General features: G+C 38.9%; 24 protein-coding genes, 1 pseudogene and 1 riboswitch. Of the genes and pseudogenes, 9 read left to right on the top strand and 16 right to left on the bottom strand.

The features are described 5' to 3' along the window. The first annotated feature begins 19 nt into the window (after positions 1-19). Complete coding sequence (gene mtnK / locus ACOT8F_RS17260; RefSeq protein WP_421653153.1) at positions 20-1,216, top strand: S-methyl-5-thioribose kinase; 1,197 nt, start codon at positions 20-22, stop codon at positions 1,214-1,216. 55 nt (positions 1,217-1,271) lie between these two features. Further along, positions 1,272-2,324 (top strand): S-methyl-5-thioribose-1-phosphate isomerase, encoded by a 1,053-nt coding sequence (mtnA, locus tag ACOT8F_RS17265; RefSeq protein ID WP_421653154.1) that lies wholly within the window; start codon positions 1,272-1,274, stop codon positions 2,322-2,324. Between the two features lie 72 nt (positions 2,325-2,396). On the opposite strand, the gene ACOT8F_RS17270 is transcribed toward mtnA, so the two are convergent. The 6 genes from ACOT8F_RS17270 to ACOT8F_RS17295 all read right to left on the bottom strand — a co-directional run bounded on the left by ACOT8F_RS17270 (position 2,397) and on the right by ACOT8F_RS17295 (position 7,515). Further along, positions 2,397-2,537, bottom strand: coding sequence for a hypothetical protein (locus tag ACOT8F_RS17270; protein ID WP_421653155.1), 141 nt, complete (start codon positions 2,535-2,537; stop codon positions 2,397-2,399). Positions 2,538-2,686: 149 nt separating this feature from the next. Further along, entirely contained in the window at positions 2,687-2,887 is a 201-nt protein-coding gene (locus ACOT8F_RS17275; RefSeq protein ID WP_421653156.1) for a hypothetical protein, read from the bottom strand. Between the two features lie 53 nt (positions 2,888-2,940). Next, complete coding sequence (locus tag ACOT8F_RS17280) at positions 2,941-3,729, bottom strand: type II toxin-antitoxin system SpoIISA family toxin (protein WP_421653157.1); 789 nt, start codon at positions 3,727-3,729, stop codon at positions 2,941-2,943. Between the two features lie 33 nt (positions 3,730-3,762). Next, positions 3,763-4,371, bottom strand: coding sequence for a DedA family protein (locus tag ACOT8F_RS17285; protein ID WP_421653158.1), 609 nt, complete (start codon positions 4,369-4,371; stop codon positions 3,763-3,765). Between the two features lie 465 nt (positions 4,372-4,836). Then, positions 4,837-5,328, bottom strand: coding sequence for a methylated-DNA--[protein]-cysteine S-methyltransferase (locus ACOT8F_RS17290; protein ID WP_421653159.1), 492 nt, complete (start codon positions 5,326-5,328; stop codon positions 4,837-4,839). Between the two features lie 6 nt (positions 5,329-5,334). Further along, positions 5,335-7,515 carry a PAS domain S-box protein gene (locus ACOT8F_RS17295; RefSeq protein WP_421653187.1) on the bottom strand — a complete coding sequence of 727 codons (2,181 nt, stop codon included), beginning with the start codon at positions 7,513-7,515 and terminating at the stop codon, positions 5,335-5,337. Positions 7,516-7,778: 263 nt separating this feature from the next. Between ACOT8F_RS17295 and ACOT8F_RS17300 the strand changes: the two are divergent. Both ACOT8F_RS17300 and ACOT8F_RS17305 read left to right on the top strand, forming a co-directional pair. Further along, a pseudogene (locus ACOT8F_RS17300) lies at positions 7,779-8,778 on the top strand (acyltransferase family protein). 211 nt (positions 8,779-8,989) lie between these two features. Continuing rightward, positions 8,990-10,756 (top strand): B12-binding domain-containing radical SAM protein, encoded by a 1,767-nt coding sequence (locus ACOT8F_RS17305; RefSeq protein WP_421653160.1) that lies wholly within the window; start codon positions 8,990-8,992, stop codon positions 10,754-10,756. Between the two features lie 19 nt (positions 10,757-10,775). Here ACOT8F_RS17305 and ACOT8F_RS17310 read toward each other — a convergent pair whose 3' ends face one another. From ACOT8F_RS17310 to ACOT8F_RS17320, 3 genes are all read right to left on the bottom strand, one after another. After that, entirely contained in the window at positions 10,776-10,964 is a 189-nt protein-coding gene (locus tag ACOT8F_RS17310; protein ID WP_421653161.1) for a hypothetical protein, read from the bottom strand. A gap of 14 nt (positions 10,965-10,978) precedes the next feature. Further along, complete coding sequence (locus ACOT8F_RS17315) at positions 10,979-11,131, bottom strand: hypothetical protein (protein WP_421653162.1); 153 nt, start codon at positions 11,129-11,131, stop codon at positions 10,979-10,981. Between the two features lie 93 nt (positions 11,132-11,224). Beyond that, positions 11,225-11,368, bottom strand: a complete 144-nt coding sequence (locus ACOT8F_RS17320) for a hypothetical protein (RefSeq protein ID WP_421653163.1) — start codon at positions 11,366-11,368, stop codon at positions 11,225-11,227. 753 nt (positions 11,369-12,121) lie between these two features. On the opposite strand from ACOT8F_RS17320, the gene ACOT8F_RS17325 reads away from it, so the two are divergent. The 3 genes from ACOT8F_RS17325 to ACOT8F_RS17335 all read left to right on the top strand — a co-directional run bounded on the left by ACOT8F_RS17325 (position 12,122) and on the right by ACOT8F_RS17335 (position 13,953). Beyond that, positions 12,122-12,799, top strand: coding sequence for an SGNH/GDSL hydrolase family protein (locus tag ACOT8F_RS17325; RefSeq protein ID WP_421653164.1), 678 nt, complete (start codon positions 12,122-12,124; stop codon positions 12,797-12,799). A gap of 31 nt (positions 12,800-12,830) precedes the next feature. Further along, positions 12,831-13,535: a DUF1836 domain-containing protein gene (locus ACOT8F_RS17330; protein ID WP_421653165.1), complete on the top strand. Its 705-nt coding sequence runs from the start codon at positions 12,831-12,833 to the stop codon at positions 13,533-13,535. A gap of 220 nt (positions 13,536-13,755) precedes the next feature. Then, a complete protein-coding gene (locus tag ACOT8F_RS17335; RefSeq protein WP_421653166.1) occupies positions 13,756-13,953 on the top strand; it encodes an alpha/beta-type small acid-soluble spore protein in 198 nt (65 codons plus the stop codon). Positions 13,954-14,051: 98 nt separating this feature from the next. Here the strand turns inward: ACOT8F_RS17335 and ACOT8F_RS17340 are convergent, their stop codons facing one another. From ACOT8F_RS17340 to ACOT8F_RS17350, 3 genes are all read right to left on the bottom strand, one after another. Further along, on the bottom strand, positions 14,052-15,380 hold the full coding sequence (locus ACOT8F_RS17340; RefSeq protein WP_421653167.1) for an anti-sigma factor domain-containing protein: 1,329 nt from the start codon (positions 15,378-15,380) through the stop codon (positions 14,052-14,054). Beyond that, positions 15,377-16,132 (bottom strand): RNA polymerase sigma factor SigI, encoded by a 756-nt coding sequence (sigI, locus tag ACOT8F_RS17345; protein WP_421653168.1) that lies wholly within the window; start codon positions 16,130-16,132, stop codon positions 15,377-15,379. The genes ACOT8F_RS17340 and sigI overlap by 4 nt, the downstream gene beginning before the upstream one ends. 655 nt (positions 16,133-16,787) lie before the next feature. Next, on the bottom strand, positions 16,788-17,567 hold the full coding sequence (locus tag ACOT8F_RS17350) for a TerC family protein (protein WP_421653169.1): 780 nt from the start codon (positions 17,565-17,567) through the stop codon (positions 16,788-16,790). Between the two features lie 30 nt (positions 17,568-17,597). Beyond that, positions 17,598-17,760, bottom strand: a riboswitch (yybP-ykoY riboswitch). Positions 17,761-17,957: 197 nt separating this feature from the next. On the opposite strand from ACOT8F_RS17350, the gene ACOT8F_RS17355 reads away from it, so the two are divergent. Continuing rightward, positions 17,958-18,734: an undecaprenyl-diphosphate phosphatase gene (locus ACOT8F_RS17355; RefSeq protein ID WP_421653170.1), complete on the top strand. Its 777-nt coding sequence runs from the start codon at positions 17,958-17,960 to the stop codon at positions 18,732-18,734. A 61-nt stretch (positions 18,735-18,795) separates the two neighbouring features. On the opposite strand, the gene ACOT8F_RS17360 is transcribed toward ACOT8F_RS17355, so the two are convergent. The 3 genes from ACOT8F_RS17360 to ACOT8F_RS17370 form a co-directional block, all read right to left on the bottom strand. Continuing rightward, positions 18,796-20,376, bottom strand: a complete 1,581-nt coding sequence (locus tag ACOT8F_RS17360; protein WP_421653171.1) for an aldehyde dehydrogenase family protein — start codon at positions 20,374-20,376, stop codon at positions 18,796-18,798. 105 nt (positions 20,377-20,481) lie between these two features. Further along, on the bottom strand, positions 20,482-20,667 hold the full coding sequence (locus ACOT8F_RS17365) for an SDR family oxidoreductase (RefSeq protein WP_421653172.1): 186 nt from the start codon (positions 20,665-20,667) through the stop codon (positions 20,482-20,484). Continuing rightward, complete coding sequence (locus ACOT8F_RS17370; protein WP_421653173.1) at positions 20,642-20,836, bottom strand: hypothetical protein; 195 nt, start codon at positions 20,834-20,836, stop codon at positions 20,642-20,644. Before ACOT8F_RS17370 ends, ACOT8F_RS17365 begins: the two co-directional genes overlap by 26 nt. A 345-nt stretch (positions 20,837-21,181) precedes the next feature. Here ACOT8F_RS17370 and ku point away from each other — a divergent pair, with 345 nt between their 5' ends. Continuing rightward, the gene (ku, locus tag ACOT8F_RS17375) at positions 21,182-22,063 is read left to right on the top strand and encodes a non-homologous end joining protein Ku (RefSeq protein WP_421653174.1); all 882 of its coding nucleotides are present in this window, start codon (positions 21,182-21,184) and stop codon (positions 22,061-22,063) included. 22 nt (positions 22,064-22,085) lie between these two features. Here the strand turns inward: ku and ACOT8F_RS17380 are convergent, their stop codons facing one another. Continuing rightward, positions 22,086-22,607 carry a D-glycero-alpha-D-manno-heptose-1,7-bisphosphate 7-phosphatase gene (locus tag ACOT8F_RS17380; protein ID WP_421653175.1) on the bottom strand — a complete coding sequence of 174 codons (522 nt, stop codon included), beginning with the start codon at positions 22,605-22,607 and terminating at the stop codon, positions 22,086-22,088. Between the last annotated feature and the right edge of the window lie 21 nt (positions 22,608-22,628).

The following is a 22,628-nucleotide window of genomic DNA, read 5'->3' on the forward strand; positions in this document are numbered from 1 at the left end:
AATATTGGAGGGCTGTATATTGGCTATTGTAAAATCATCCGTTTATGAACCGCTGACAGAAGCCTCAGCTATCTCACTTGCACTCAGATTGAGACTTTTTGATGAAGGCAGTGTACTTGAATGCAAAGAAATTGGCGATGGAAACTTGAATCTTGTGTTCCATATCGTGAATCAAAAAACTGGCAAGGGAATTATTATTAAACAAGCCTTGCCATATGCAAAGGTTGTTGGAGAAAGCTGGCCTCTATCCCTCGACAGAGCAAGAATTGAGAGCAGCGCTCTTTTGAAACAGGCCCAATTTGTGAAAGAACTAGTCCCAGCTGTTCTTTTTGCAGACCGCACCTATGCGATCACCATTATGGAAGATCTATCTCATTTACAAATTGCACGCAGGGGGCTAATCGAGAGAAAAGAATTTCCGCTTCTTGGTGAGCACATAGGAACATTTATGGCAAAAACGCTTTTTTATACTTCTGATTTTGCATTGGAGCCTCAGAAGAAAAAGCTTTTGGTGAAACAGTTTACGAATCCGGATCTTTGCAATATTACAGAGGACTTAGTCTTTACAGATCCTTTCTTTGATCATGAAACCAATGATTTTGAAGAGGAACTGCGGAATGATGTGGAAGAGCTCTGGCAGGATACCTATTTAAAGCTTGAAGTTGCTAAGCTGAAAAAGAAATTTTTAACAGAAGCTGATGCACTTGTTCATGGAGATCTTCATACAGGAAGCATTTTTGCATCAGAAACAGAAACGAAGGTGATCGATCCTGAATTCGCCTTTTTCGGACCAATTGGATTTGATCCTGGCCAGTTTATTGCCAATCTCCTTTTAAATGCCCTAGTCAGAGATGAAAGTACGCGAGAACCGCTGTTTTCCTGTATAGAAAACACCTGGAACACTTTTGCTAGAGAGTTCTCAGCAGCATGGAATAAAGACAGCTTTGAAAAATTTTCTGAAATTGAGGGATATCTGGAGCACGTCACAGCTCAAATCTTTGAGGATGCGATAGGGTTTGCAGGATGTGAAGTAATTCGGCGAACAATTGGGCTTGCCCATGTGGCTGACTTGGACGAAATCACCCCATTTTCTCTTCGCATCGAAAAGAAAAGGCAGGCATTAAAGCTTGGAGCTGCATTAGTGAAGCACCGGGATGAGATTAAAAATGCTGCACAGCTTAGAAGGATTGTTCAGGAGCTGGAACAAAAAGTTTAAACGACTCTTTAAAACTGCATTATTGAAGCAAGCTCTAATAAAAAGGAGGAACACCATGACAGCTGTTCAAAATGCCATTCCCCGGTCTGTCATCTGGAATGACAATCATATAAAGCTTCTAAACCAGCAAAAGCTTCCCCATTCAACAGAATATCTGAAGCTGACTGATGCTGCAGGAGTATGGGAAGCAATAAAAACCCTTAAGGTAAGAGGTGCCCCTGCCATTGGAATAACAGCTGCATTTGGTTTGGCCCTGTCAGCTCAATCCCATGAGACGAGGTCCATACAGGAGTTTATTGAATTAGTTAAAAAAGACAGAGATTTTCTTGCAAGCGCAAGACCTACAGCTGTCAACCTTGTCTGGGCACTGGACCGCCTGCTCTTAAAAGCACGCAAAGCCAAAACCGTTAATGAAGCAAAGACAGATCTTCTTCACGAGGCCATTCGCATTCAGGTGGAGGATGAGGATGTATGCAGAACAATAGGGGAAAACGGACTTTCTTTGTTTAAAGATGGAGATCGGATCTTGACCATCTGCAATGCGGGTTCCATTGCAACTGCAAAATACGGGACCGCTTTGGCGCCTTTTTATATTGCCAAGCAAAAAGACATCGATTTAAAAGTGTTCGCTTGTGAAACAAGGCCTGTACTCCAAGGATCCAGACTGACTGCATGGGAGCTTATGCAGGCAGGTGTGGATGTAACGCTGATTACGGACAATATGGCTGCCCATACGATCAAGTCCAAAAAGATTACAGCTATTATTGCCGGTGCTGACAGAATCGCCCGCAATGGAGATACCGCCAATAAAATAGGTACCTACAACCTTGCTATACTTGCAAACGCATTTGATATTCCTTTTTATATTGCAGCCCCGTTATCGACCTTTGACTTTACCATTCCTGCCGGCTCAGTTATTCCGATCGAAGAACGGAACCCGGAGGAAGTTGTCTATATTGGTGAAACACGCATTGCTCCAGAAGGAGTAAAAGTCTATAACCCTGCATTTGATATAACACCTAATGAACTAATCACAGGGATCATAACGGAAAAAGGAATTCTGCAAGGCAATTATAAAGAGGCGATTGATCAGCTTGTCATTTCGTAAGCACTTTATTATGTACAAACAACTTTCCTTAACTTTACTGCCTAGCGGCAGAATTCCATTAAAAAAGGCTGCTTATTTTTTCAGCAGCCTTTTGCTATTTTTTTGAATGTAGTACGAAATCAGCTCCCTGTTTGGAGCAGAAACGGAAAAACCCATTTTCTCTACAGTCAGTTTTCTTTTTACGTGATCACTCTTTCTTCTAAGCGGCGGCATATTAAACCTCCCCTCCACACTTTTAGTCTATCCAAAGTTTCTGAAAAGTATGAAGGGATCAAATGCCATCCTAAGAAAAACTCAGCCTTATGATGCAGCCCGGCTGAGTTTAAATATTGTTTGCACTTATTTTAATGATCATAGAAGCTTTAGTTATTGCTCACAATTTCCAGCGCCTTCTTATTCATCCTGCTGAGGCCTTTAAAAATTTCCGATTCAGGAACAGAATGGGAAGGACGCTTATTCTTCACTTCCTGAAGCTGCATTTTGGAACGGGACCTTAATGCCGCTCTCATTTTAAACGGAGTTTGTATTTTAGCGTCAAATGAAGATTTTTTACTGTCTGCCATTATGCATCCTCCTTTAAGAGATTGCTATAGTATCAATATACCACATTTTTTTCCTATAAACACATATACCACTCAAAAACGAAAGCCATGTTTACTATATTGAGGGCATCAATGCCATTAACTGGCACGTCATCGCTTTTAATCGTAATCAGCATATTATATGTACCGAAAAACGAAATGGCGAAAAGAGATTCTTCTTTTATAGGGAGACTTTTTCCATCCATCATATCCTGAATAATTTTCTCCCTGTTTTCAAGCTCAAGAGAAAGATTGTGCCTCATTTCCAGGAGGCTGAAAGCTGATTGTACATGCTCCCTCAAATCCGTTTGAGATGAAGGTTCTTCAAATGGAAAATAAGCTGCTTTAAAACCAAAAGAATCCAAATATTGATCAAAGTAGGAGGCTATTTCAGCCATATAGCCCGTATGGTCAGACACTGGATTTTTACTTGAGAAATATGATTCTGATTCCTGGATGATTTGAGAGAAACAATTTGATTTTTTACCGATATAGCCAAGTGTCTCTTCATTTTTCTCGATTGTTTTACGGATCCTGTCATCATGCTCGAATTCGGCATTCCAGATTTTTAGGATATTGGGGGTCTGGTAGATTGCCAAATCCGTAAATACCATAAACCCCGCCAGAATCGCCAAAAGCTGCCAATTAGTAAAATCAATCTTCCCAAGCATAAATCCAATGGATAACGAAATAAGAAAAAGAGCATACAAGGTTTTTCTTAGATTGCCGAGATAAGCTGCAAACTGAATGCTGTTTCTCCAATAAAAAATTAAGCTTGCAAGAATATAGACAATTAACAAACTGAAAAAAACTTGATAAATCAAACTCTCATCTCCCGCTCTGCCCTATGGAAAACCTTAATGGCTCTTCTTACGTTTAGTATACCAAATAAAGGCAGCAACAAGGAGAAATGCAATAGCAACATAAACTACCTTCGAATAAACCCCGATGGCATTAACGATGGTACTCCATGATTCACCAAGCGCAGCACCAAGAGAGACAAGAACCGTGTTCCATATTAGCGTTCCGATTGTCGAGAACAGAATAAAAACCTTGAAATTCATATTGGACATCCCTGCTGGAATGGAAATAAGACTGCGCACCAGAGGTATCATTCTGCAGAATAGAACGGTCCACGGTCCATATTTATCAAACCACTCATCTGCTTTGTGAATATCCTTTTTCTTTACTCTTAAGAATCGGCCATACTTGTCTACAATCTTTTCAAGCCGTTCTACATCAAGAGCTCTCCCGATCCAATATAAAATAATAGCTCCTGCAATTGAACCGGCTGTTGAAGCAATAATGACTCCTATTAAAGTCAATCCCGAGTTTGTTGTCATAAAACCGCCAAACGGAAGGATAACCTCTGAAGGAATTGGCGGAAACACATTTTCAAGAGCAATCATCAGGAAAATGCCTATATAGCCAAACTGCTCCATAAAGTGGGTAATAAATTCATTCATATCTTTTTCCTCCCTGTAGCGCCATTTACCCATTACGGTAGGGTATTTGCTGTTCTATACCCTTTTAATGAAGAATTCATTACACCTTGAATACGATTGAAAGATTTATAGGTTCCAGCTAATTTCTGATTATATATATGTGAAACAAGCTATTCTCATGTTTGTCTTTGTTTCTATATGAAAGTTCCAGTCCCATAATAAATAAAAACCGCTGCCATTTGCAGCGGTTTTCGCCATTAATTAAGAATAAAGATCCAGATAGTCAATCAGGGATTCTTTTTGTTCTTTTGTGAGGATATTTATTTTTTCAAACATGCTCGAAAAAAAGAAAATTTTCTTCCTTCTTGATCCTTTCATAAAGTTCACCAATCTTTCCTTAACGAAACTTTCTTTCCATTAGTGAATTATATGTTGGTTCAAAAAGTTTGCGGCAAGCAATCAAAAAAACGCTTATTTCGGGAACTGCTATTTAGCAAAGCTTGTCCCTTCCAATGTCAAAAGCAAGTCCTTCAGATTGGTTTTAGTGCCTGCATAGCCCGTTAAGGATTTGTTTTTCCCGATGACGCGATGACACGGAATGAAGATGGGAAGCCTGTTCGCACGGTTTGCCTGACCAACCGCACGTACGGCTTTAGGACGGCCGATTTTTTCTGCAAGTTCACCATAGCTTCTCGACTCGCCATATGGAATATTACACAATTCATTCCAGACTTCTTCCTGAAAATCAGTCCCTTTGAACGATAAAGGAAGCTCAAATACTTCCCGATTGCCATCAAAATACTCTTTTAGCTGCTGAATCGCATCATCAAGAAGATCAGATTTTTTTTCTTCTGCAAAAAAGTTCTTTTTAAAAAGCTCTAAATCTTCCTCAGAAAGCATTAAATGAGTAATCCTTTCACCTGAGGAAACAATAGCCAGTTTCCCCAGCGGAGAGTCTAAAGTTTGATATTGGTACATTTATATTCACCTCAATTTGGAAGTACACTTGTTAATAGGCAATGTAATGTAAAAAGTCGTTCCCTTGCCTGCCTCACTTTTCACTTCCACTTCTCCCATATGTTCCTCTATTATTTTAAAGCTTACCATTAGTCCAAGGCCAGTTCCCCGTTCTTTAGTCGTATAAAAGGGTTCTCCGAGCCTCTTAATTTTATCCTCAGGGATCCCGCTTCCTTCATCCGTTATAGAAATGAGAAGCCGCTCTTTTCCTTTACGGGCAATCTCAATATAAACATTTCCTCCGCCTGGCATAATTTCGATCGCATTTTTCACGATATTGATAAAAACCTGCTTAAGCTGATTCGATTCACAATAAATGGAAGGAAGTTCGGGATCTGTTTTAAGATGCATTTGCACATTGCTTAAGATAGATTGTGCACCTAAAAGTTCCATCGTATCTTTCATAATTTTAAGTACGCTTTTCTGTTCATAATGAACGGCCTGAGGTTTAGCAAGCACTAAAAATTCCGTTATAATCGATTCAATCCTGCTGAGTTCAGAAGTAATCACATTAAAATACATCGAGAAGTCTTCTTTTACACTTGCTTCAAGAAGCTGAATAAATCCTTTTAATGCGGTCATTGGATTTCGGATTTCATGAGCAATACCAGCTGCCAATTCACCTACTACACTAAGTGTATCTGATTTTCTCAATCTCTCTTCAAGCTCTTTCCGTTCTGTCACATCTCTAAATACGGCCAGATGGATATTGTCGTTAATATTTCGCTTAACTGAAAAATCAAGGATCTTTTCCTCTCCATTCTGCAGTTCAAGCGTCACTTCATGAGCCATTTTACCTGACAGTCTTGTTTGCTCTTTAGGCATCAGCTCATACAAATTATATACTCTGTTTCTCTTTTCAGGAATTTCCAATATTTTAATAGCCATTGGATTCGCATCAACGATATTGCACTCATTGTCAAACAGGATAATGCCATCCATTCCGCTTGAGAAAATTTTTCGGAATTTCTGTTCACTCTCACGAAGCTCTTTTTCCATCCGCTTCCGATCACTGACATTTCGAAGGATGGTAAGATGATTTCCTTCCATCACATTCATTTTGGAGGTAAATTCAAGTTCTTTAATCTGCCCGTTAGCCATGATAAATAACAATTCCTCACGAATGGCTCCTGACTGAATATATTCCCTTTTTACTAATGTGTACCTTGCATCATCCTGATCAATAAAATCGAGAACATTGCTTTTTAAGAGCTGTTCCATCGGAAGCTCAAATGTTCTGGTCGCTGCGTGATTGGCTTTTTGGATATTTCCCATGGGGTCCCAAATGATAATAGCATCAATAGCATTTTCAAATACTTCCCTGAATCGTTCCTCGCTTTTAAACAATTTGAGCTCCATCGTCCTCTTTTCGGTAACATCTCTCATGATGGCCATAGAGTAGCCATTCATCATATTGGCAGTCGTTGTATGCTCTAGGATTTTTTTTTGCCCTTGCTTTAATACAACAGGCAATTCCCCTTTCGCCTTGCCATTTTGCTGCAAAGCTGACAGAAGACGCTCAAGGTTCCATTCGCTTCCTCTATCAATAAAGTCGGAAAGACTCCATTCGGAAATTGTATTTTTTTGGATCTCGAATAAACTGCAAAATGAAGTATTGGCATCTACAAATTGACCTTTGTCATCAAAAATAACGATCCCATCTGCAGCTCGCTGGAATAGATCTTTGAATAATTTTTCATTCATATTTTTTTCTCTTTCCAGCAGCTTCTTTGAGGAAATATCCTTCATGATGTATAGGTCTTTCATGCCAAATCCGTATTTTTCAATAGAAAGCTCCAAAATTCCTGTATCAAGCTTCAGGACAATGTCTTTCGTTTGTTTTTCGTTTTTAATGGTTTCAAGATATGATTTAACGCTCTCAGTGTGCGGGACAAGAAAGTCCCCTAAATTGCGCTGTTTTAATGCTTCTTCCGGAATTTGAAGAAGCTCACAGGCTGCATGATTCACATTGATTACGTTTAAAGATTCATCTAAGATAATAAGAGCGTCAAAGGATTCATTAAATATATCCTGGAAATAGTCAAGCTTTGCGCTAAGCTTCTTGTTTTCCATCTTTAAAAGGCTTTTCTCTCTTTTTATTTGATCAATTTCTTCCATGAGTTGCTGGACACTAACGGCTTCCATCATTCGGCTCAACCTGAGGATCCCCTCTCCACACGGCTTCATTTCTGCCATTTACTTCTACCCTTTATTTCTACAAGTGCCTGCATACTCCTCCAAAATTATGTTAATTCCAACGGCATTTTATGAATTTTATTTCTTCTGTTTTCGACATTATTTTTCAAATCGTTACGATTGGATTAAATCCTTTTAACAATCTTTCGGTGGAAAAGCTTTTAAAAAAGGGAATAGGTTACAATACTAATGGCGGAAAGATGAGGTGAAACACGATGAAAGTGCGTGACAGTTATTTTGACAACGCGAAATTTCTCCTGATCATTCTGGTTGTGTTTGGCCACTTAATTCGTTCTTATATTGAAGACAACGAATTAATGATGCAAGTATACAAGCTGATATACACCTTTCATATGCCGGCCTTCATACTCATTTCAGGATATTTTGCAAAAGGCTTTCAAAAGCCTGGCTATCTGAAGAATTTAGTTAAAAAGCTGATTCTTCCTTATTTCATTTTTCAAGGAATCTACACCGTTTTCTTCTATTATATAAAAAATGAGAGCAGTCTCGATTTAAACCTCCTTGACCCTAATTGGTCATTATGGTTTTTACTAAGTCTGTTTTATTGGAATGCTTTATTGTTCATTCTTTCAAAATGGAACTGGAAGTCTGTAATGGGCATGTCATTACTTTTAGGAATTCTTGCAGGATATGCTGATTTCCTTACCAATTTCTTAAGTCTTGCCCGTACATTTGTATTTTTGCCGGTTTTTTTACTTGGCTTTTATATGAAAAGGAGCTATTTTGAAATGCTGGCTTCTAAATCAGGAAGATTGATTTCAGCAGGAATTCTCTTAGGGACATTCATTTTATACCATTTTGTACCCTTTGATTTTAAATGGCTGCATGGTTCCCTTTCCTATTCTCAGGTTGGAGCGAATGGGCCAGCTGGAGGTTTTATCAGGGGGATTGTACGCACTGACTTTTTTGACGGTTCTTAGCTTTTTAGCATTAGTTCCAAACACCAGAACCTTTTTTACAAGATGGGGACCGAGGACGCTTTATGTGTATCTGCTTCATGGGTTTATTATTAATGGAATAAGATACACCATTTTAAATAACTGGATGGAAGAAAATGGACAAAATCTTTCCTTCTGTTTAATAACAGCTATTCTTGTGGCTTATTTGCTGTCTTCAAATTCCATACGTTTGTTCACACAGCCGCTAATCGAGCTGCGAGCTTCAAAGATGCGTGATGCTTTTAAAATAGTCTAGTACACCAGAGAGGGGTTCCCTCTCTTTTTTTTTGGCGAGAATATGATAGAATGAATAGGTCTTTACAGTACTAATTCTAAGGCTCAGTTATAGCTATATGTTGATTTTTGGCACCCTGTTGATTTGGAGTCCGCCCGCGAAAAGGGAGTGCCTGCAGCGGAAATCAACAGTCAAGTTTAATAAAGCCAATTCTAAAAAAGTGGTGTTATACATGAAAATTATTGCAAGTACGCTAAATGCGAAATATATACACACAAGCCTTTCCATCCGTTATCTTAAATCTTACGCGGAACCGGAATATGATGTGGAACTCGCTGAATTCACCATCAAGGATCCTTCGATGAACATTGTGACAGATTTATTTTCCCGTAAACCGGATGTGATCGGATTCAGCTGTTATATATGGAATATCGAAGAAACAATAAAGGTAATTCAAATGCTGAAAAAAATACAGCCTTCTCTTGTCATTGTGCTAGGCGGCCCTGAGGTCACTTATGATGCACCGGAGTGGATGGATAGAATTCCTGAAGCAGACTGTATCGTGCTTGGCGAAGGTGAACAAACGTTCAAACTTTTGCTTGAATCTATTGAAGCAAAGAAGTGTTTAAGTCAAGTAAATGGGATTGTTTACAGGGAGAATGGAAAAGTTATTGTAAATCCCGGCGCCAATAAACTGGATTTAAAAGAACTGCCGTCTCCATTCCGTTTTAAAGAAGACCTGCCCCAGCTTTCCAAACGTGTGACCTACATCGAAACCAGCCGCGGATGCCCCTTCAGCTGCCAATTTTGCTTATCTTCAATTGAAGTAGGAGTTCGCTATTTTGATCGTGAAAAAGTAAAAGAAGATATTCGCTTTTTAATGAAAAATGGAGCTAAGACAATTAAATTTGTGGATAGAACGTTTAATATAAGCAGAAGCTACGCCCTTGAAATGTTCCAGTTTTTAATTGATGAGCATTTGCCCGGGACCGTTTTTCAATTTGAAATTACAGCTGATATTATGCGCCCTGAAGTTATCCAATTTCTAAATGACAATGCACCAAAAGGCTTGTTCCGCTTTGAGATTGGTGTTCAATCAACAAATGACGATACGAATGAGCTGGTGAAACGTAAACAGAACTTCGCTAAGCTGACTAGAACCGTCACAATGGTGAAGGAAGGAGGAAAAATCGACCAGCATCTGGATTTAATTGCCGGGCTTCCAGAGGAAGATTACACTTCTTTTAAGAAGACATTTAATGACGTTTTTGCTCTGGGACCAGAGGAGCTTCAGCTGGGATTTTTGAAAATGCTTCGAGGCACTGGACTTCGTTTGAATGCAAGTCAGCATGATTATGTCTATATGGACCATTCTCCATATGAAATTCTGAAAAATAATGTCCTTTCCTTTGAAGATATCATCCGAATAAAGCAAGTAGAGGACGTTTTGGAGAAATATTGGAATGATCACCGAATGGATGAAACGATGGGCTTTTTAATCAACCATGTCTTCCCTACACCTTTTGACTTCTTCCAGGAGTTTGGAACGTTTTGGGACCAAAAAGGCTGGAGCCGTATTGGCCATCAGCTGGAAGATTTATATAAGAGGCTGCAGCAGTTCCTTAAAGAAACAGCTCCTGAGTATACATCTATTTCAGAAGGATTTATGAAGTACGACTACTTAATGACACATAAATTTAAGCCAAGAAAACCTTTATGGGACGACTCATTATCAAAAGAGGAACGGGACAAGGTATATAAGATGATCCTTGAAAATCCTGATCTGCTCGGAAGCAAATTTGCCAATAAGCAGTTTACTGAAAAAGAACTTTACAAGCATACTGTGCTTGAAGCTCTGCCATTTAATCTTCAAGAGTATCATAATTCTGGAAAAACCAATACCGAAAAAACCTATTTGCTCGTCCATTTCGATCCGATTCTTTCCAAAACAGAATCTTATTATATGGGCACTAAGCCTTTAACTTCAAAAGCTATGTAGAAAAAAGTGAGGAAAATCCTCACTTTTTTTCTTTTTGGCATTTGTCTTCCTGGTCTTTCTTTTTATACTTAACTAATTCAAGCAGCTCGATCGTTTTAGCTGCATTCATATCTCCCAGTTCATGTCCAAATTCTTCTTTAAGCAACTGTTTATCAGCTGGTTTTTTGTGATTTTGCATTGAACGGCTTTTTTCTGTCTTTTTGGACATATTAGACCTCCGTCTTATTGACCTTGCATTCCATGCTTGGAATTGCGGTTAGCAGCCTTCTTGGATTTTTCATGGCTGTATTCTGCCGCAAATTCAGAATCCGGCAAGCTTTCGGTTGGGGTAAAATTGTTTTTATATGCCTGATTTCTTGCTGCCTTACGTTTCATAAACATCCCCCTAAGTGAAAAATCTAAAATCTGCGGTTTCTCCCGCATTCTTAGCTTGTGCATGTGGAAGGATGACTAACTAAGTAATCTATGTTAATTCTGGTTATTTTTATGCTGGTATGCAATGATCACAATTTCTTCTCCAGTTTCTTCTCTTAGAAGCTGTTCAGCCTTCTTTAAATTGTTAAGATGGTTTTCATCTAATTGGGCAACCGGAAACAATCCATCCTTGTTCATTTCGCATTTCTCCTTTTTCGGTGGTCTGTTTGCACTCTATTTATTTTGCCCGATGAATCCTCTAATAAAACAAGACTTTCTACTCATTACCATCGAATTATTTTATTTGCCATTACGGTACACTTTATGAGCAGTCTCAGGAATACGAAGCACTGCTTAAAAAACTGGGTCCGGATTCGCTTTCAAATGAATCTGAAAAAAGCCTTGTAAAAGGCTTCGGTGTAGTGGCTTCTGAAGTAAGAAAACTGGCAGAACAGACCGCAGAGGCAACCGGAAACATTCAGATGATCCCCCTCCTCTGCCCAAAAGGAAACCAATAATGCTGTAATGAAAGAGAGTACTGGTGCTATTGCAAAGGGAAATGAACTCGTTCACAATGGGGCTCTATTTTCCAGGAAATATTAGATCATATTCAAAACCTTGAAAAAAGAAGCAAGCATGTTGGCGAAGCCGTTTCAAATGTCAACAAGCAAATGAAAGCATTAAAGAAATTGATGTTAACAGAAGAACAAAATGCAACGATGCAAGAGCTGCTAGCCGCCTCCCAGCTTCTTGCTTCCATGGCGGCAGAATTAAGAAATTCTGTTTCAGCTTTTAATGTTTGACCCCTTTTTTATGAAGGGGTTTTTTCTTTTATTAATATTCCATATAATGCCACTGCTATTTTCAACTTCTTCTAAACCTAGGACAGAGCCTGTCTCATTCATGCGTGTTATAATTGTGATATACCAATACATGCAAGTAGGGATGACAATGAAAATTATTTGTTTTGGAGACAGCTTAACAAGAGGTGTCTCATTTGTTAAAGGCCGATTGCGTATTTTAAAAGATAATTATCCTGCTCATCTTGAGGAATTGTTTGCCGAAGACAAAAAGGATGTAAATGTTATTAATAAAGGTGTATTTAATGATAATTCCGATACTTTATTAAAGAGAGTGCAAAAAGATGTGATTAATGAACATCCGGACTTTGCCATTATCGGGATTGGAGGAAATGATTGCAATTTTAAATGGGATGAAGTGGCATCTTATCCGAATAGGTCTCATGAGGCAATTGTTCCGCTGGACCGCTATATGGAAAATGTCGCTGCTATTGTGGAGAAAATTAAGCAATCAGGTATTACTCCCGTTATCACAACAATGCCTCCTCTAGATCCAGTTAGGTATTACAGCTATATCGCTTCAAGATACAGCAGCTCCATTAGTCATTGGATCAGCGCTGTCGGCGGAATTGAACATTGGCACGGAATGTATAATAGAAGTCTCAATAAGCTGGCAGATGATTTTCAAGTAATGAAAATTGATGTCCGGTCCGCGATAAAACAAGCGGGCAGTCTTCTTCATTTTATAAGTGATGATGGCATTCACCTTACTTCTGAGGGATATCAAATACTTGGCAGGGAAGTTGCCCGGCATTTTTATAAAGAATAAAGATTGAGCCAGCAGGAATAAGAGGTGATTTATGACAACTGCAAAGCTGACTAGACTGGAAATGGCAGAGCTGTTGCTTTCCCTTAAAGGAGAGTTCGATGTCCCTCCGCTTACAATCATAAATAAAAGCATACATTCACGAAATCCTGCAGGCAGCGGACCTCCTGAGTTTTTAAAGCGCATTGCATCAAGAGATCTGCCTTACGGTTTGTCAACGAATGAAATTGTTGAGCTGGGAAATTTATGTGATTTTGCTACCCTCTCTTCAACATCCCTGCAAAACTGGATAAAAAGGGATATTCGGGAGTTGATTGGACCTCCGCTGCAAGGAAAAAAATATTCCATCGATCAAGCAGCCATTCTTTTAACTGTTAAGGATTTAAAAATCGTTTATGACTTTGGTACAATTCGCTATTTATTAACAGCTTTATTCAACACGATCACAGACCGAAGCGACGATGTGATCAGCCCAGTAACTTATTATCACATTTACGCGCTTCTTCTGGAGTCCCTCTTAAAAGAGCCATCATGCAGCCCTTTAGAATTTAGCGAGGAGTACATTATCCAGGTGATTGAGGACACTAAAAAGGAAATTTGGGTGCCTGAGGAAACATGGGACCATATCGAGGATATTCTTGTCCTGACGATATTGGCAGTAGCTGCTTTTCATTTCCATCAGCGGGCAAAATTTTTTCTTGATAAACATCTTCAAAAACAAAAAGGAAAACTCAGCTGAGTTTTCCTTTTTGTATGAACCGTGATTGTGAATAAAGAGTCGGATCGTGATTCTTTATTCAGACTCCTTCATCACTGAAAATTTTTTGAAAATCCTGTTTCATTCATACATAAAAAAGGTTGATGGAAAAATGAAGAAGTCTTTAAGCGAATAATTCAGCCAGTAAGTAAAAAAATAGAGATACACCTGTTAAAGGTGGTATACAGTCTTAGTAAAGGAGATGAACAAAATGGCAAGAAATCGAAATAAATTGCTCGTGCCAGGTGCTGAACAGGCACTCGAAACATTTAAATACGAAGTTGCACAAGAATTCGGTGTCAATCTAGGTTCTGATACAACTTCCCGTTCGAATGGATCTGTTGGCGGAGAAATGACAAAACGCCTGATTGCACAAGCTCAATCAAAAACAAATCAATAAGATTTGTCAACTTAATAAGCATGGCAAAATCGCCGATGCAATCCGCACGGCGATTTTACAATTTTCCTCAAGACTGATTGCAATACATCAGGCCTTAATCACTTTTGTTTTGACTGTTTATGAAGAACCGAACTATGACCCTTTTTCTTTGATTTAACGCTTTTCTTTATTGATCCTTCTTTTTTATGAACTGGCTTTATAGGCTGTGTTTTTCTAGATGTGCTGCTCACCGTATGGCGGTTTTCTTCGTGTTTTATATTCGAAGGAGGCCTTCGCCTGTCTGAATCCTTATCTTCTTGCTTCGCTGCATGGTTTTTACGGCTGACCGAACTCTTAGTTGAGTACTCTTTATTTTGGCCAGAGCGGGATCCGTGATTTCCCTTCAACATGTTTTGAGAATGCCCTTTTTCTTTTTTAGGTTCAGGTTTTTTCCCTTTTTTCATATTCGGGGCTGAAATTGAAATTTCATGCTGATCTTCTTCCTTAACAGCTTTTTGCCGTTTAGAAATAGACATCTTTTTTTCTTCAGATTGATCTTCAGGACTTCGCAGGACGGAATGGCCGTTTTTCTTCTTCAATTCCTGTTTTGTTAATTCAAGCTTTCTTTTCGCATCTAATAGCTTCAGCTTTACCTCATCCTTGCTATTGGACTGAGGCTTAAGAGCAGAATTTTCAGAATTAGGACTTAAAGAGTCTTCTTTCTTTTTCTCTTCGTTCTTTTCCTTATGTTCAGTCGGTTGATTAATTTGCGGCTGAACTTGAAGTTCAAGATATTTCCCAGTAGAAATTCCCTGCTTTCTCGCCTTTTCTCGAGTTTTCATGTCGGACTTAACGATTTTTAGAGGAAGATCTTCGTTTTGAAAGGAACCTTTCAGGGAGCCAACATTTTTCATCAGCTTTTTATCATATTCTTTATTGCCCTGATGGTTGAAAATAGCAGTAATGAGAAGTTTTTTACCTTTCTTTACATAACCCATTTCCTTACTTTTCGAAACAATCTGATTAATTACATTCCGCACACCCTCGTGCTTCATGTTTGGCATATTGTTGATCAGCTTTTTACCATCATCATTTATAGGATGAATTTTTACAACTTGCATTTTTTCATTCAGCGCAAGTTCAAAGCTTGGATTTATATCCACAGTCATATAGGCATATACTTTGTCCTGGTCCAATATAGGCAGTACTGTAAAAAATAATAATATTATTGCTACTATGGTCAGTACACCGGCCTTTGCTGATTTGACCCCTGAAATTCCAAGCCACTTGCGAGTGCGGACTTCTTTATCAAACTCTTGGGGAGAGAATGCAATCTCTTCTCCCAATTGGTACTTTTTTTCAACGTTTCGGGCTTTAGTAAATTGGCCGTCTGATGTAAGCAGCGTGACATATTTATCACTCAGATGGACTACGACCCCTCTTTTCATGCATCGAGCACCCCTTTTATGTAGTCTTTTAAGTAGAGATAGTCGCCTGTCAAAATAATGACCATCGCAATGATATATTTGCGATTCCGTTCAACGGTTTTCCGGCTGACTGATACAAGTTTTTCAAGTTGTTTGACAGGGAGCTGCTTTTTTTGAAACAGCACTTTGCACAATTCCTCGTGTTCCACTAATATGATAGCTACCTGTATGGCGTTTTGCCTGGCATCAATATGCTTGGGCGAATGGTCAATCAAGTCAGCTATAGTCAAGTGAAACTCTTTCAGGACCTTTTGGAAATGAAGGATCTCTTCCTGGCGATGTTCCTGTTCTATTAACCTCTGAAATTCATCAATGGATAAATCCGCCTCGATTTTACTTTGAGAAACTTCTCCTTCTTCATGTTCCTGAAGTTCAATGTTAATGGTTTGCGCACTGCGGGCTTCTTTTCTAATATAATCGATCACTTTCCGTTTTATAATCAATTCTGCAAAAGCTAGAAGTGAGTTCCCTTTTTCCGGAGAGTATTTTTCGATTGCTTCGTTAAAGGCTATGAGCCCAATGCTGAATTCATCAGCTGTTTCATCTATATAACGTTTGCAAACGGAGGACACCGTTTTTGCAACGAAAGGCTTATATTGCTCAATCAGCTGATTCTGAAGTTCACTGTCACCCTGCTGGATCCTGATGACGGTATCTTCTAAAGAGCGTTTCCTTTTACCTAATTTGAACAAAAGGCTTGGCACACATTTCACCTCTGTTTCTCCCATTTAATACTTCGTTTATCATAGCTAATTTAGATGGGGAGCGCAAAGGAAGAAAATGTGAATCTCGCAAGCCACAGATGAGAAGCAGAGAAAAACAGCTTAAAAGCAATGATAAAGATGGATTTAAAATATTGGTTTTTCTGGCAAAATATTTTTTCTGTTGGTCTGATTGAACAATGCAGAGATGATAGGCACTGCTATGTTTTGGTGAGTGTTATTACTTTCGGCTGTTTTCGGATTTTTGCAGTTTTTGATTAGATCTCTGCAGATATTTTTCATCCGAACATTTGCAGATAATTCTTTTGGCCTATTATCGTATTTTTGCCTCCTCCTTTTTCAATTTCCCTGTTCACTAGAATATACGGGCTCTATTTCGCAATTGGGGGGGCATATTATAAATTTGTTAAGAAGCCTTTTAACAGTTAAAAAAGCCCATTACAAAAGGACCTTAATTAGAATGATTTTTAAAGTATATTGCTTATTTTAATATCTTAAGGCTTTGTTTAAGTGACTGATCTTTCTGCAATAATTAAGCTTCACAATCATTTCCTTATTTATGTAACGTAAAAAAGAACACATTGGATAAACCAATGCGTTCTTTTGTTAGCAGGAAAAAACAACAAATTTTAAAAAAGAGCCTTTTTTATTTTTGAATTTGCTTTCCGAATTGTTCCGCTTCCACATCTTTTGAGAAAATCCACCCACCTGCTGCAATTGCTGCAAGTACAATCCAGAAGGATATCTTCCATGCACCGGATTCGATAAAATGTTTAGAAACCATACTAATTTGAGGATGAGCCAGCGTATATAAACCAAGCTTTACTCCCACCCATCCAACAATCATAAATGCAGCTGTTTCAAGGTTTGGCTTCCTTTTAAGCAACGAGACAAACATACTGGCAGCAAAACGCATGATAACAATTCCAATTAATCCTCCGGCAAAGATGACAAGGAATTGTCCGCCATCTAAACCTCCGATTTTAGGAAGAAGCGTTGCAGGGAGAGTAACCGCAAGGGCAACAGCAGCTAAAATAGAATCTACAGCAAATGCCATATCCGCAATTTCCACTTTTAAAACGGTCATCCAGAATCCAGATTTTTTCTTAGGGCTGCTTTCATCTTCTTCTTTTTTCTTAAAGACAAACTTTTTCAGCAGATGATTCACAGCAATGAAAAGAAGATAAAGTGCGCCGATGGCTTGAACCTGCCAGACATTCACAAGAAATGATATAGCAAACAGCGCTCCGAATCTCATTACAAATGCTCCTGCTAATCCGTAGAATAAGGCTTTTTTTCGCTGATCATCTGGCAAATGCTTCACCATTACAGCCATTACAAGTGCATTGTCAGCAGCCAAAATTCCCTCAAGAACAATTAATACAAGCAATACCCATCCATACTCCATAAAAAGCGATAAATCCATTTTTCTCCTCCTAATCGTTCTCTTGCTCCCGACTAGGCTGAAGAAAATATAAAAAGACCTTCGCCGCTATCGGGCAAAGGTCTTGCTGAACATGTTAACGTGCATCATGTCAATAAAGCCGATGGAAAAATCCATGAATTGACGACTTTATTTTCAGGTAACTACCTGAACGCTACTCCCCTTTGAAAAAGAGAATCATATTTTGTTACTGTAACTATATAATTTTCTTGCGAACATGTCAACCTCTTATCTGAACTTGTTCAGGTTCTATTTTTTCTTTAGAGAGTCATATGTTTAATTAATACAGGCTCTATTCTTAAACTATGTTTTTTTTCAATCAAAGCAGAAATCGTGTGTTCTAAAACAATGAATAATGGGGAGGACATTGTATTGGATTCCATAGCTGCTCTAATACTAGGCATGATCCAGGGGCTTACGGAGTTTCTGCCGATTTCCAGTACAGGCCATTTGTATATTGGAAAAAAGCTTTTTGGACTTCAGGATGCTGGATTGTTTCTTGATACAATGCTTCATATCGGAACGTTCATCGCACTTATCGTCTTTTACCGTGATATACTGATCAGGCTATTAAAAAACCCGTTTGGACGTCTTACCTGGCTTCTTGCAGCTGGAACACTGCCTGCTGTTTGTGCTGGTGTTTTTTTTAGTGATTTTTTTGACAGGCTTTCCTTGACTGGAAGTACAATCGGATGGGAATTTCTATTAACCGGAGCTTTTCTATGGTTTGCAGGAAATATGAAAAGAGGCAGTAAGACACTTGAGGATCTTTCTTTTTTTGATAGCATTTGGATCGGCACGTTTCAGGCATTCGCCATTTTTCCAGCCGTTTCAAGGTCTGGGTTGACCATTGCTGGTGCTCTGTTTAGAAACATTGATAAAGAAACAGCAGCCTATTTTTCTTTCCTGCTTTCTATTCCTGCTGTTTTTGGTGCTATTCTTTTTCAAATGAAAGACCTTTCAGATAGCGGAGCAAGTCTCGGACTGACTCCTATGTTTCTTGCAACTGTATCAGCAGCCCTTTTCGGCTATGCAGCTGTAAAGTGGATGATTGATTTTGTAAAAAAGCACTCATTGAAATGGTTTGCAGGCTATGTCTGGATTCTTGGGATATTTATTCTAGTTATGCAGGGCTTAAAAGTCTTTTAATGGATGAAAAACCCCCGTTAAGAACTGCATACCGGGGGTTTGTTCTATACATAAAAGAGCCTTACTTCTTGGAATACTTCACAATATCTAAATAGAGCTTTGCAGATTCTCCCCATTTTTTGTCCGGTCCAAAAATATTTTGAAAGAGCTTTAAAAACAGCTGATGTTTCCCCTTATAAGGATACCATTGAATTTCATAATTTTTCTTTCCAGTATCGGCCATAACTGCTTTTTCATGACAGAAAGCCCGAAGCCCGCCTTCTCCATGATACCTTCCTATACCGCTCTGTTTTACTCCACCAAATGGCAAACCATGATTAACAACCGACACCATGACATCATTTATCGCTGCATTACCAGTAACAAGTTTTGAAACAACTTTTTCAGCCTTTTCCAAATCGTTTGTCCAGACACTTGCATTTAGGCCGTAAAGCGAATTGTTGGCCATATTGATGGCTTCTTCTTCTGAATCGAAAGGAATGATCGGAATAACAGGTCCAAATGTTTCTTCTTTGATAATATCCATGTCTTCGTTTACGTCAACTAATATAATTGGCTTTATAAACATCTCATTCGAAGAATCCCAATAATCAGGCAGTTCGCCTGTTATCAGTTTAGCCCCTTTACACACTGCATCTTCAAGCTGTTCCTTGACAATGTCGAGCTGTAGAGGCGAGGTCATGGATCCAATATCATCATTATCTCCATATCCCTGTTTTAATTGGATAACCTTTTCCCGCATTTTTGCCACAAATGCATTGTAGATGGGTCTTTCCACATAAAGTCGTTCTGTACTCATGCAAACTTGTCCGCTGTTTGTAAATGCTCCCCATATGGCACCATTTACAGCCCGTTCAATATTCGCATCTTTAAAAACGATCATCGGATCTTTCCCGCCAAGTTCAAGTATAGTCGGAATTAAATCTCTTGCTGCCTGTGCCTGAATGATCTTCCCCGTTTTAACAGAACCAGTGAAGAAAATAAAATCCGGCTTCCCTTTCGTTAATGCAGCCCCAAGTTCTTTGCCGCCATGCGCTACTTGAACCGTATGCTCCGGAAAACCCGCTTCCTTAAACAGCACTTCAATAAGAAGTCCTACAAGCGGTGTCACTTCAGAAGGCTTCAATATTACAGCATTTCCGCCCGCAAGAGCGCTGAGCATCGGAATCATCGCAAGCTGAAGTGGAAAATTCCATGGGGAGATGACAAGCACTGCCCCCCTTGACATATATTCGATATAGCTTTTTTTCCCTAAAAAAAGAAGTGGTGTTGATGTACTTTGCCGGGACAATATTCTTTCAGCATTTTGCTCGAAATAAACAAGTGCATCAAGGACAGGCATTACATCGGCTGTTAAGGCTTCTGTTTTTGTTTTACCAGTATCACTGCTGATAATCTGAACAATTTGTTCCAGTTTGCGGCTCATCAAATAGCGAAGCTCGCGGAAGTATGCAAGCCTCTCTTTCATTCTTAATGAACTCCACTCTTTTTCTGCTGCTCTTGCATTTTGATAGGCTGCAGAAACTTGTTTAATCGGAAATTCATCAATTTCCTTAATGATCCTTCCTGTTGCAGGGTTAACGGCTTGAAGCTTTTGTGCACTTGCAGCCTTAGCAGAAAGCTTACTCTTGACTTCCGGCATAACACTTCACACCTTCCTTTAAAAATGGTTTTCTGTTCTCTTTAAAAAAAGCTACTAAAACATCTGCGTACGTATTAAACGAAGGACAGGAAACATCAGAATTCTTTAATGCTTGCATGGTATTGCTGCAGTCATATTCCTGCCGATTACGTTCACTTTATATGCAGCTTCTCTTTTGACTCCTAAATCATTGATTGCCGCAAGGTGAAATACATGTGTTACTTCATTTTGGAGTCTTTCCCTCATTTCCTGACCGATTCCAAGGTTATCTTTTCGTAATATCTCCTTCAAGTACGGTCCCTTTTCCTGGAGCAATTTCTGAAAGCAATTCTCTTGCTTGCGGTACAAGATGAGGAAGAGAAAGAACGTAAACATGGCTAAACAATTCTTGCTTATTTGCTTCTCTTATTAATTCCCTCGCTATAAATCCTGGAAAACCTGTCACAAAAAACTTTTTCAAGGCTCCTTCGTCCTCCCGGAATTTTTTTCTAATTATGAATTTCCTTATAAGCAGCAAACTATAGAAAAACATTCATTTAGGCTTTTTTCTTAAACTTTGTTGCTTTTTCAATGAAATAAATGAATTCCAGCCAACAATACAACTGCGAATTAAGAAAAGATGCCACGAAGATTCTCTATATTCTTGTTCTATACCCATACGAAAAGCAAAAATCTTTACTTAAAATTGCAGGATCACTATTTATGAATGTTCGTGAAAAGTTTTCAACTTCCTCTATTTCCTGCCATTTTCGCCAAAATGGATGAAGATCAGTTGAACCTACTACTAAAAGAAAGCAGGTGCACCATGCATACAATGTGGAAGGGCTCTATTAGTTTTGGACTTGTCAACATTCCGATTAAGCTATATGCCGCAACGGAAGACAAAGATGTAAAGCTGCGGAATCTTCATAAGAAATGCCATACTCCCATTCAATATGAAAAAACCTGTCCAAACTGCGATGAAGAAGTGAAGATGGAGGATATTGTAAAAGGATATGAATATGTAAAAGGGAAATTTGTCATTTTGAATGATGAAGAACTGAAAGAACTGAAAAAAGAGCATGAAGACAAAGCGGTCGAAATTGTCGACTTTGTCAATTTGGAAGAAATCGATCCAATTTACTTTAACAGAGCTTATTTTATAGGTCCCGGTGAAAATGGGGCCAAAGCATACTCCTTGCTTAGAGAAGCATTGAAGGAATCTGGGAAAATCGGAATAGCGGAAATCACGATTCGTTCCAAACAGCAAATGGCCATCGTAAGAGTATACGAAAATTGCATTATCATGGAAACGATTCATTATCCGGATGAAGTAAGGAGGGCTGCTGATGTGCCGAGCGTACCAGAAACAGCAGTGGTGCAAAAGAAGGAACTGGATACAGCCATTATGCTTATTGATCAGCTTACAACCACATTTGATCCTTCTAAATATAAAGATGACTACCGCGAAGAAGTACAAGAGCTGATTCAGCAAAAAATTAATCAAAATGAAGGAAAAACACCTGAAGAAGCTGCTCCCCGTGAAAATGTCGTTGACCTTATGAGCGCTCTCCAGGCCAGCATTAACCGTTCAGGAGGAAAAAAAGAAGAACCGGCCTCAAAAGAGAGCAAGAATAAAGAAGAAGAACCGAAAGAAAAGAAATCCTCTTCGGCAAAAAAAACAAAGACATCACGCAAAAAAGCATAAAATATTGAAGGTTAACCTCTTGTTAACCTTCTTTTACTATCCATTTGGCAGCATGCACCAATGAAGAGAATTGAAAATCGCCAATTCCAGGATTATCTCCAATTAAGATCGTCCTTGTTCCTGCCCTTTTCCCGGCTTCAATGTCTGTCTCCCTGTCACCAATCATAAATGTATCATTTGCCGTAAGTTTATATTTTTCGATCAAATTTAATAGCAAGAGGGGTTCAGGCTTTCTGCAGGAACATCCAGAATAGGGAGCATGCGGACAGTAGACCACTTCTGTAATCCGCCCTCCGCTGTTCTCTATCTCTTTCAGCATCTTAGCGTGAATAGCTTGAAGCACACTCTCCTTCAGGTATCCCAGGCCTACTCCGCCTTGGTTGGTTATAATAAAAATGTCATATCCGCTTTCCGTTAAAAGTCTTATAGCATCTAAAGCTCCATCCAGAAAAAATAAATCTTGAGGTTTATTGACGTATTTAACCCGTTCTGTCATAACCTCATTGATGACCCCATCCCGATCGAGAAAAACACCTTTCTTCAATTTCTCCGCCTCCTTCTATAG

The organism is Chryseobacillus diguaensis (assembly GCF_049220665.1).
Lineage (GTDB): Bacteria > Bacillota > Bacilli > Bacillales > Bacillaceae > Metabacillus_B.

Excerpts from the sequence above, each read along its gene's own strand:
- mtnA (WP_421653154.1), top strand. The coding sequence starts at position 1,272 with ATGACAGCTGTTCAAAATGCCATTCCCCGGTCTGTCATCTGGAATGAC.
- ACOT8F_RS17270 (WP_421653155.1), bottom strand. The coding sequence starts at position 2,537 with ATGCCGCCGCTTAGAAGAAAGAGTGATCACGTAAAAAGAAAACTGACT.
- ACOT8F_RS17275 (WP_421653156.1), bottom strand. The coding sequence starts at position 2,887 with ATGGCAGACAGTAAAAAATCTTCATTTGACGCTAAAATACAAACTCCG.
- ACOT8F_RS17285 (WP_421653158.1), bottom strand. The coding sequence starts at position 4,371 with ATGAATGAATTTATTACCCACTTTATGGAGCAGTTTGGCTATATAGGC.
- ACOT8F_RS17290 (WP_421653159.1), bottom strand. The coding sequence starts at position 5,328 with ATGTACCAATATCAAACTTTAGACTCTCCGCTGGGGAAACTGGCTATT.
- ACOT8F_RS17295 (WP_421653187.1), bottom strand. The coding sequence starts at position 7,515 with ATGATGGAAGCCGTTAGTGTCCAGCAACTCATGGAAGAAATTGATCAA.
- ACOT8F_RS17305 (WP_421653160.1), top strand. The coding sequence starts at position 8,990 with ATGAAAATTATTGCAAGTACGCTAAATGCGAAATATATACACACAAGC.
- ACOT8F_RS17310 (WP_421653161.1), bottom strand. The coding sequence starts at position 10,964 with ATGTCCAAAAAGACAGAAAAAAGCCGTTCAATGCAAAATCACAAAAAA.
- ACOT8F_RS17315 (WP_421653162.1), bottom strand. The coding sequence starts at position 11,131 with ATGAAACGTAAGGCAGCAAGAAATCAGGCATATAAAAACAATTTTACC.
- ACOT8F_RS17320 (WP_421653163.1), bottom strand. The coding sequence starts at position 11,368 with ATGAACAAGGATGGATTGTTTCCGGTTGCCCAATTAGATGAAAACCAT.
- ACOT8F_RS17325 (WP_421653164.1), top strand. The coding sequence starts at position 12,122 with ATGAAAATTATTTGTTTTGGAGACAGCTTAACAAGAGGTGTCTCATTT.
- ACOT8F_RS17330 (WP_421653165.1), top strand. The coding sequence starts at position 12,831 with ATGACAACTGCAAAGCTGACTAGACTGGAAATGGCAGAGCTGTTGCTT.
- ACOT8F_RS17335 (WP_421653166.1), top strand. The coding sequence starts at position 13,756 with ATGAACAAAATGGCAAGAAATCGAAATAAATTGCTCGTGCCAGGTGCT.
- ACOT8F_RS17340 (WP_421653167.1), bottom strand. The coding sequence starts at position 15,380 with ATGAAAAGAGGGGTCGTAGTCCATCTGAGTGATAAATATGTCACGCTG.
- ACOT8F_RS17350 (WP_421653169.1), bottom strand. The coding sequence starts at position 17,567 with ATGGATTTATCGCTTTTTATGGAGTATGGATGGGTATTGCTTGTATTA.
- ACOT8F_RS17360 (WP_421653171.1), bottom strand. The coding sequence starts at position 20,376 with ATGCCGGAAGTCAAGAGTAAGCTTTCTGCTAAGGCTGCAAGTGCACAA.
- ku (WP_421653174.1), top strand. The coding sequence starts at position 21,182 with ATGCATACAATGTGGAAGGGCTCTATTAGTTTTGGACTTGTCAACATT.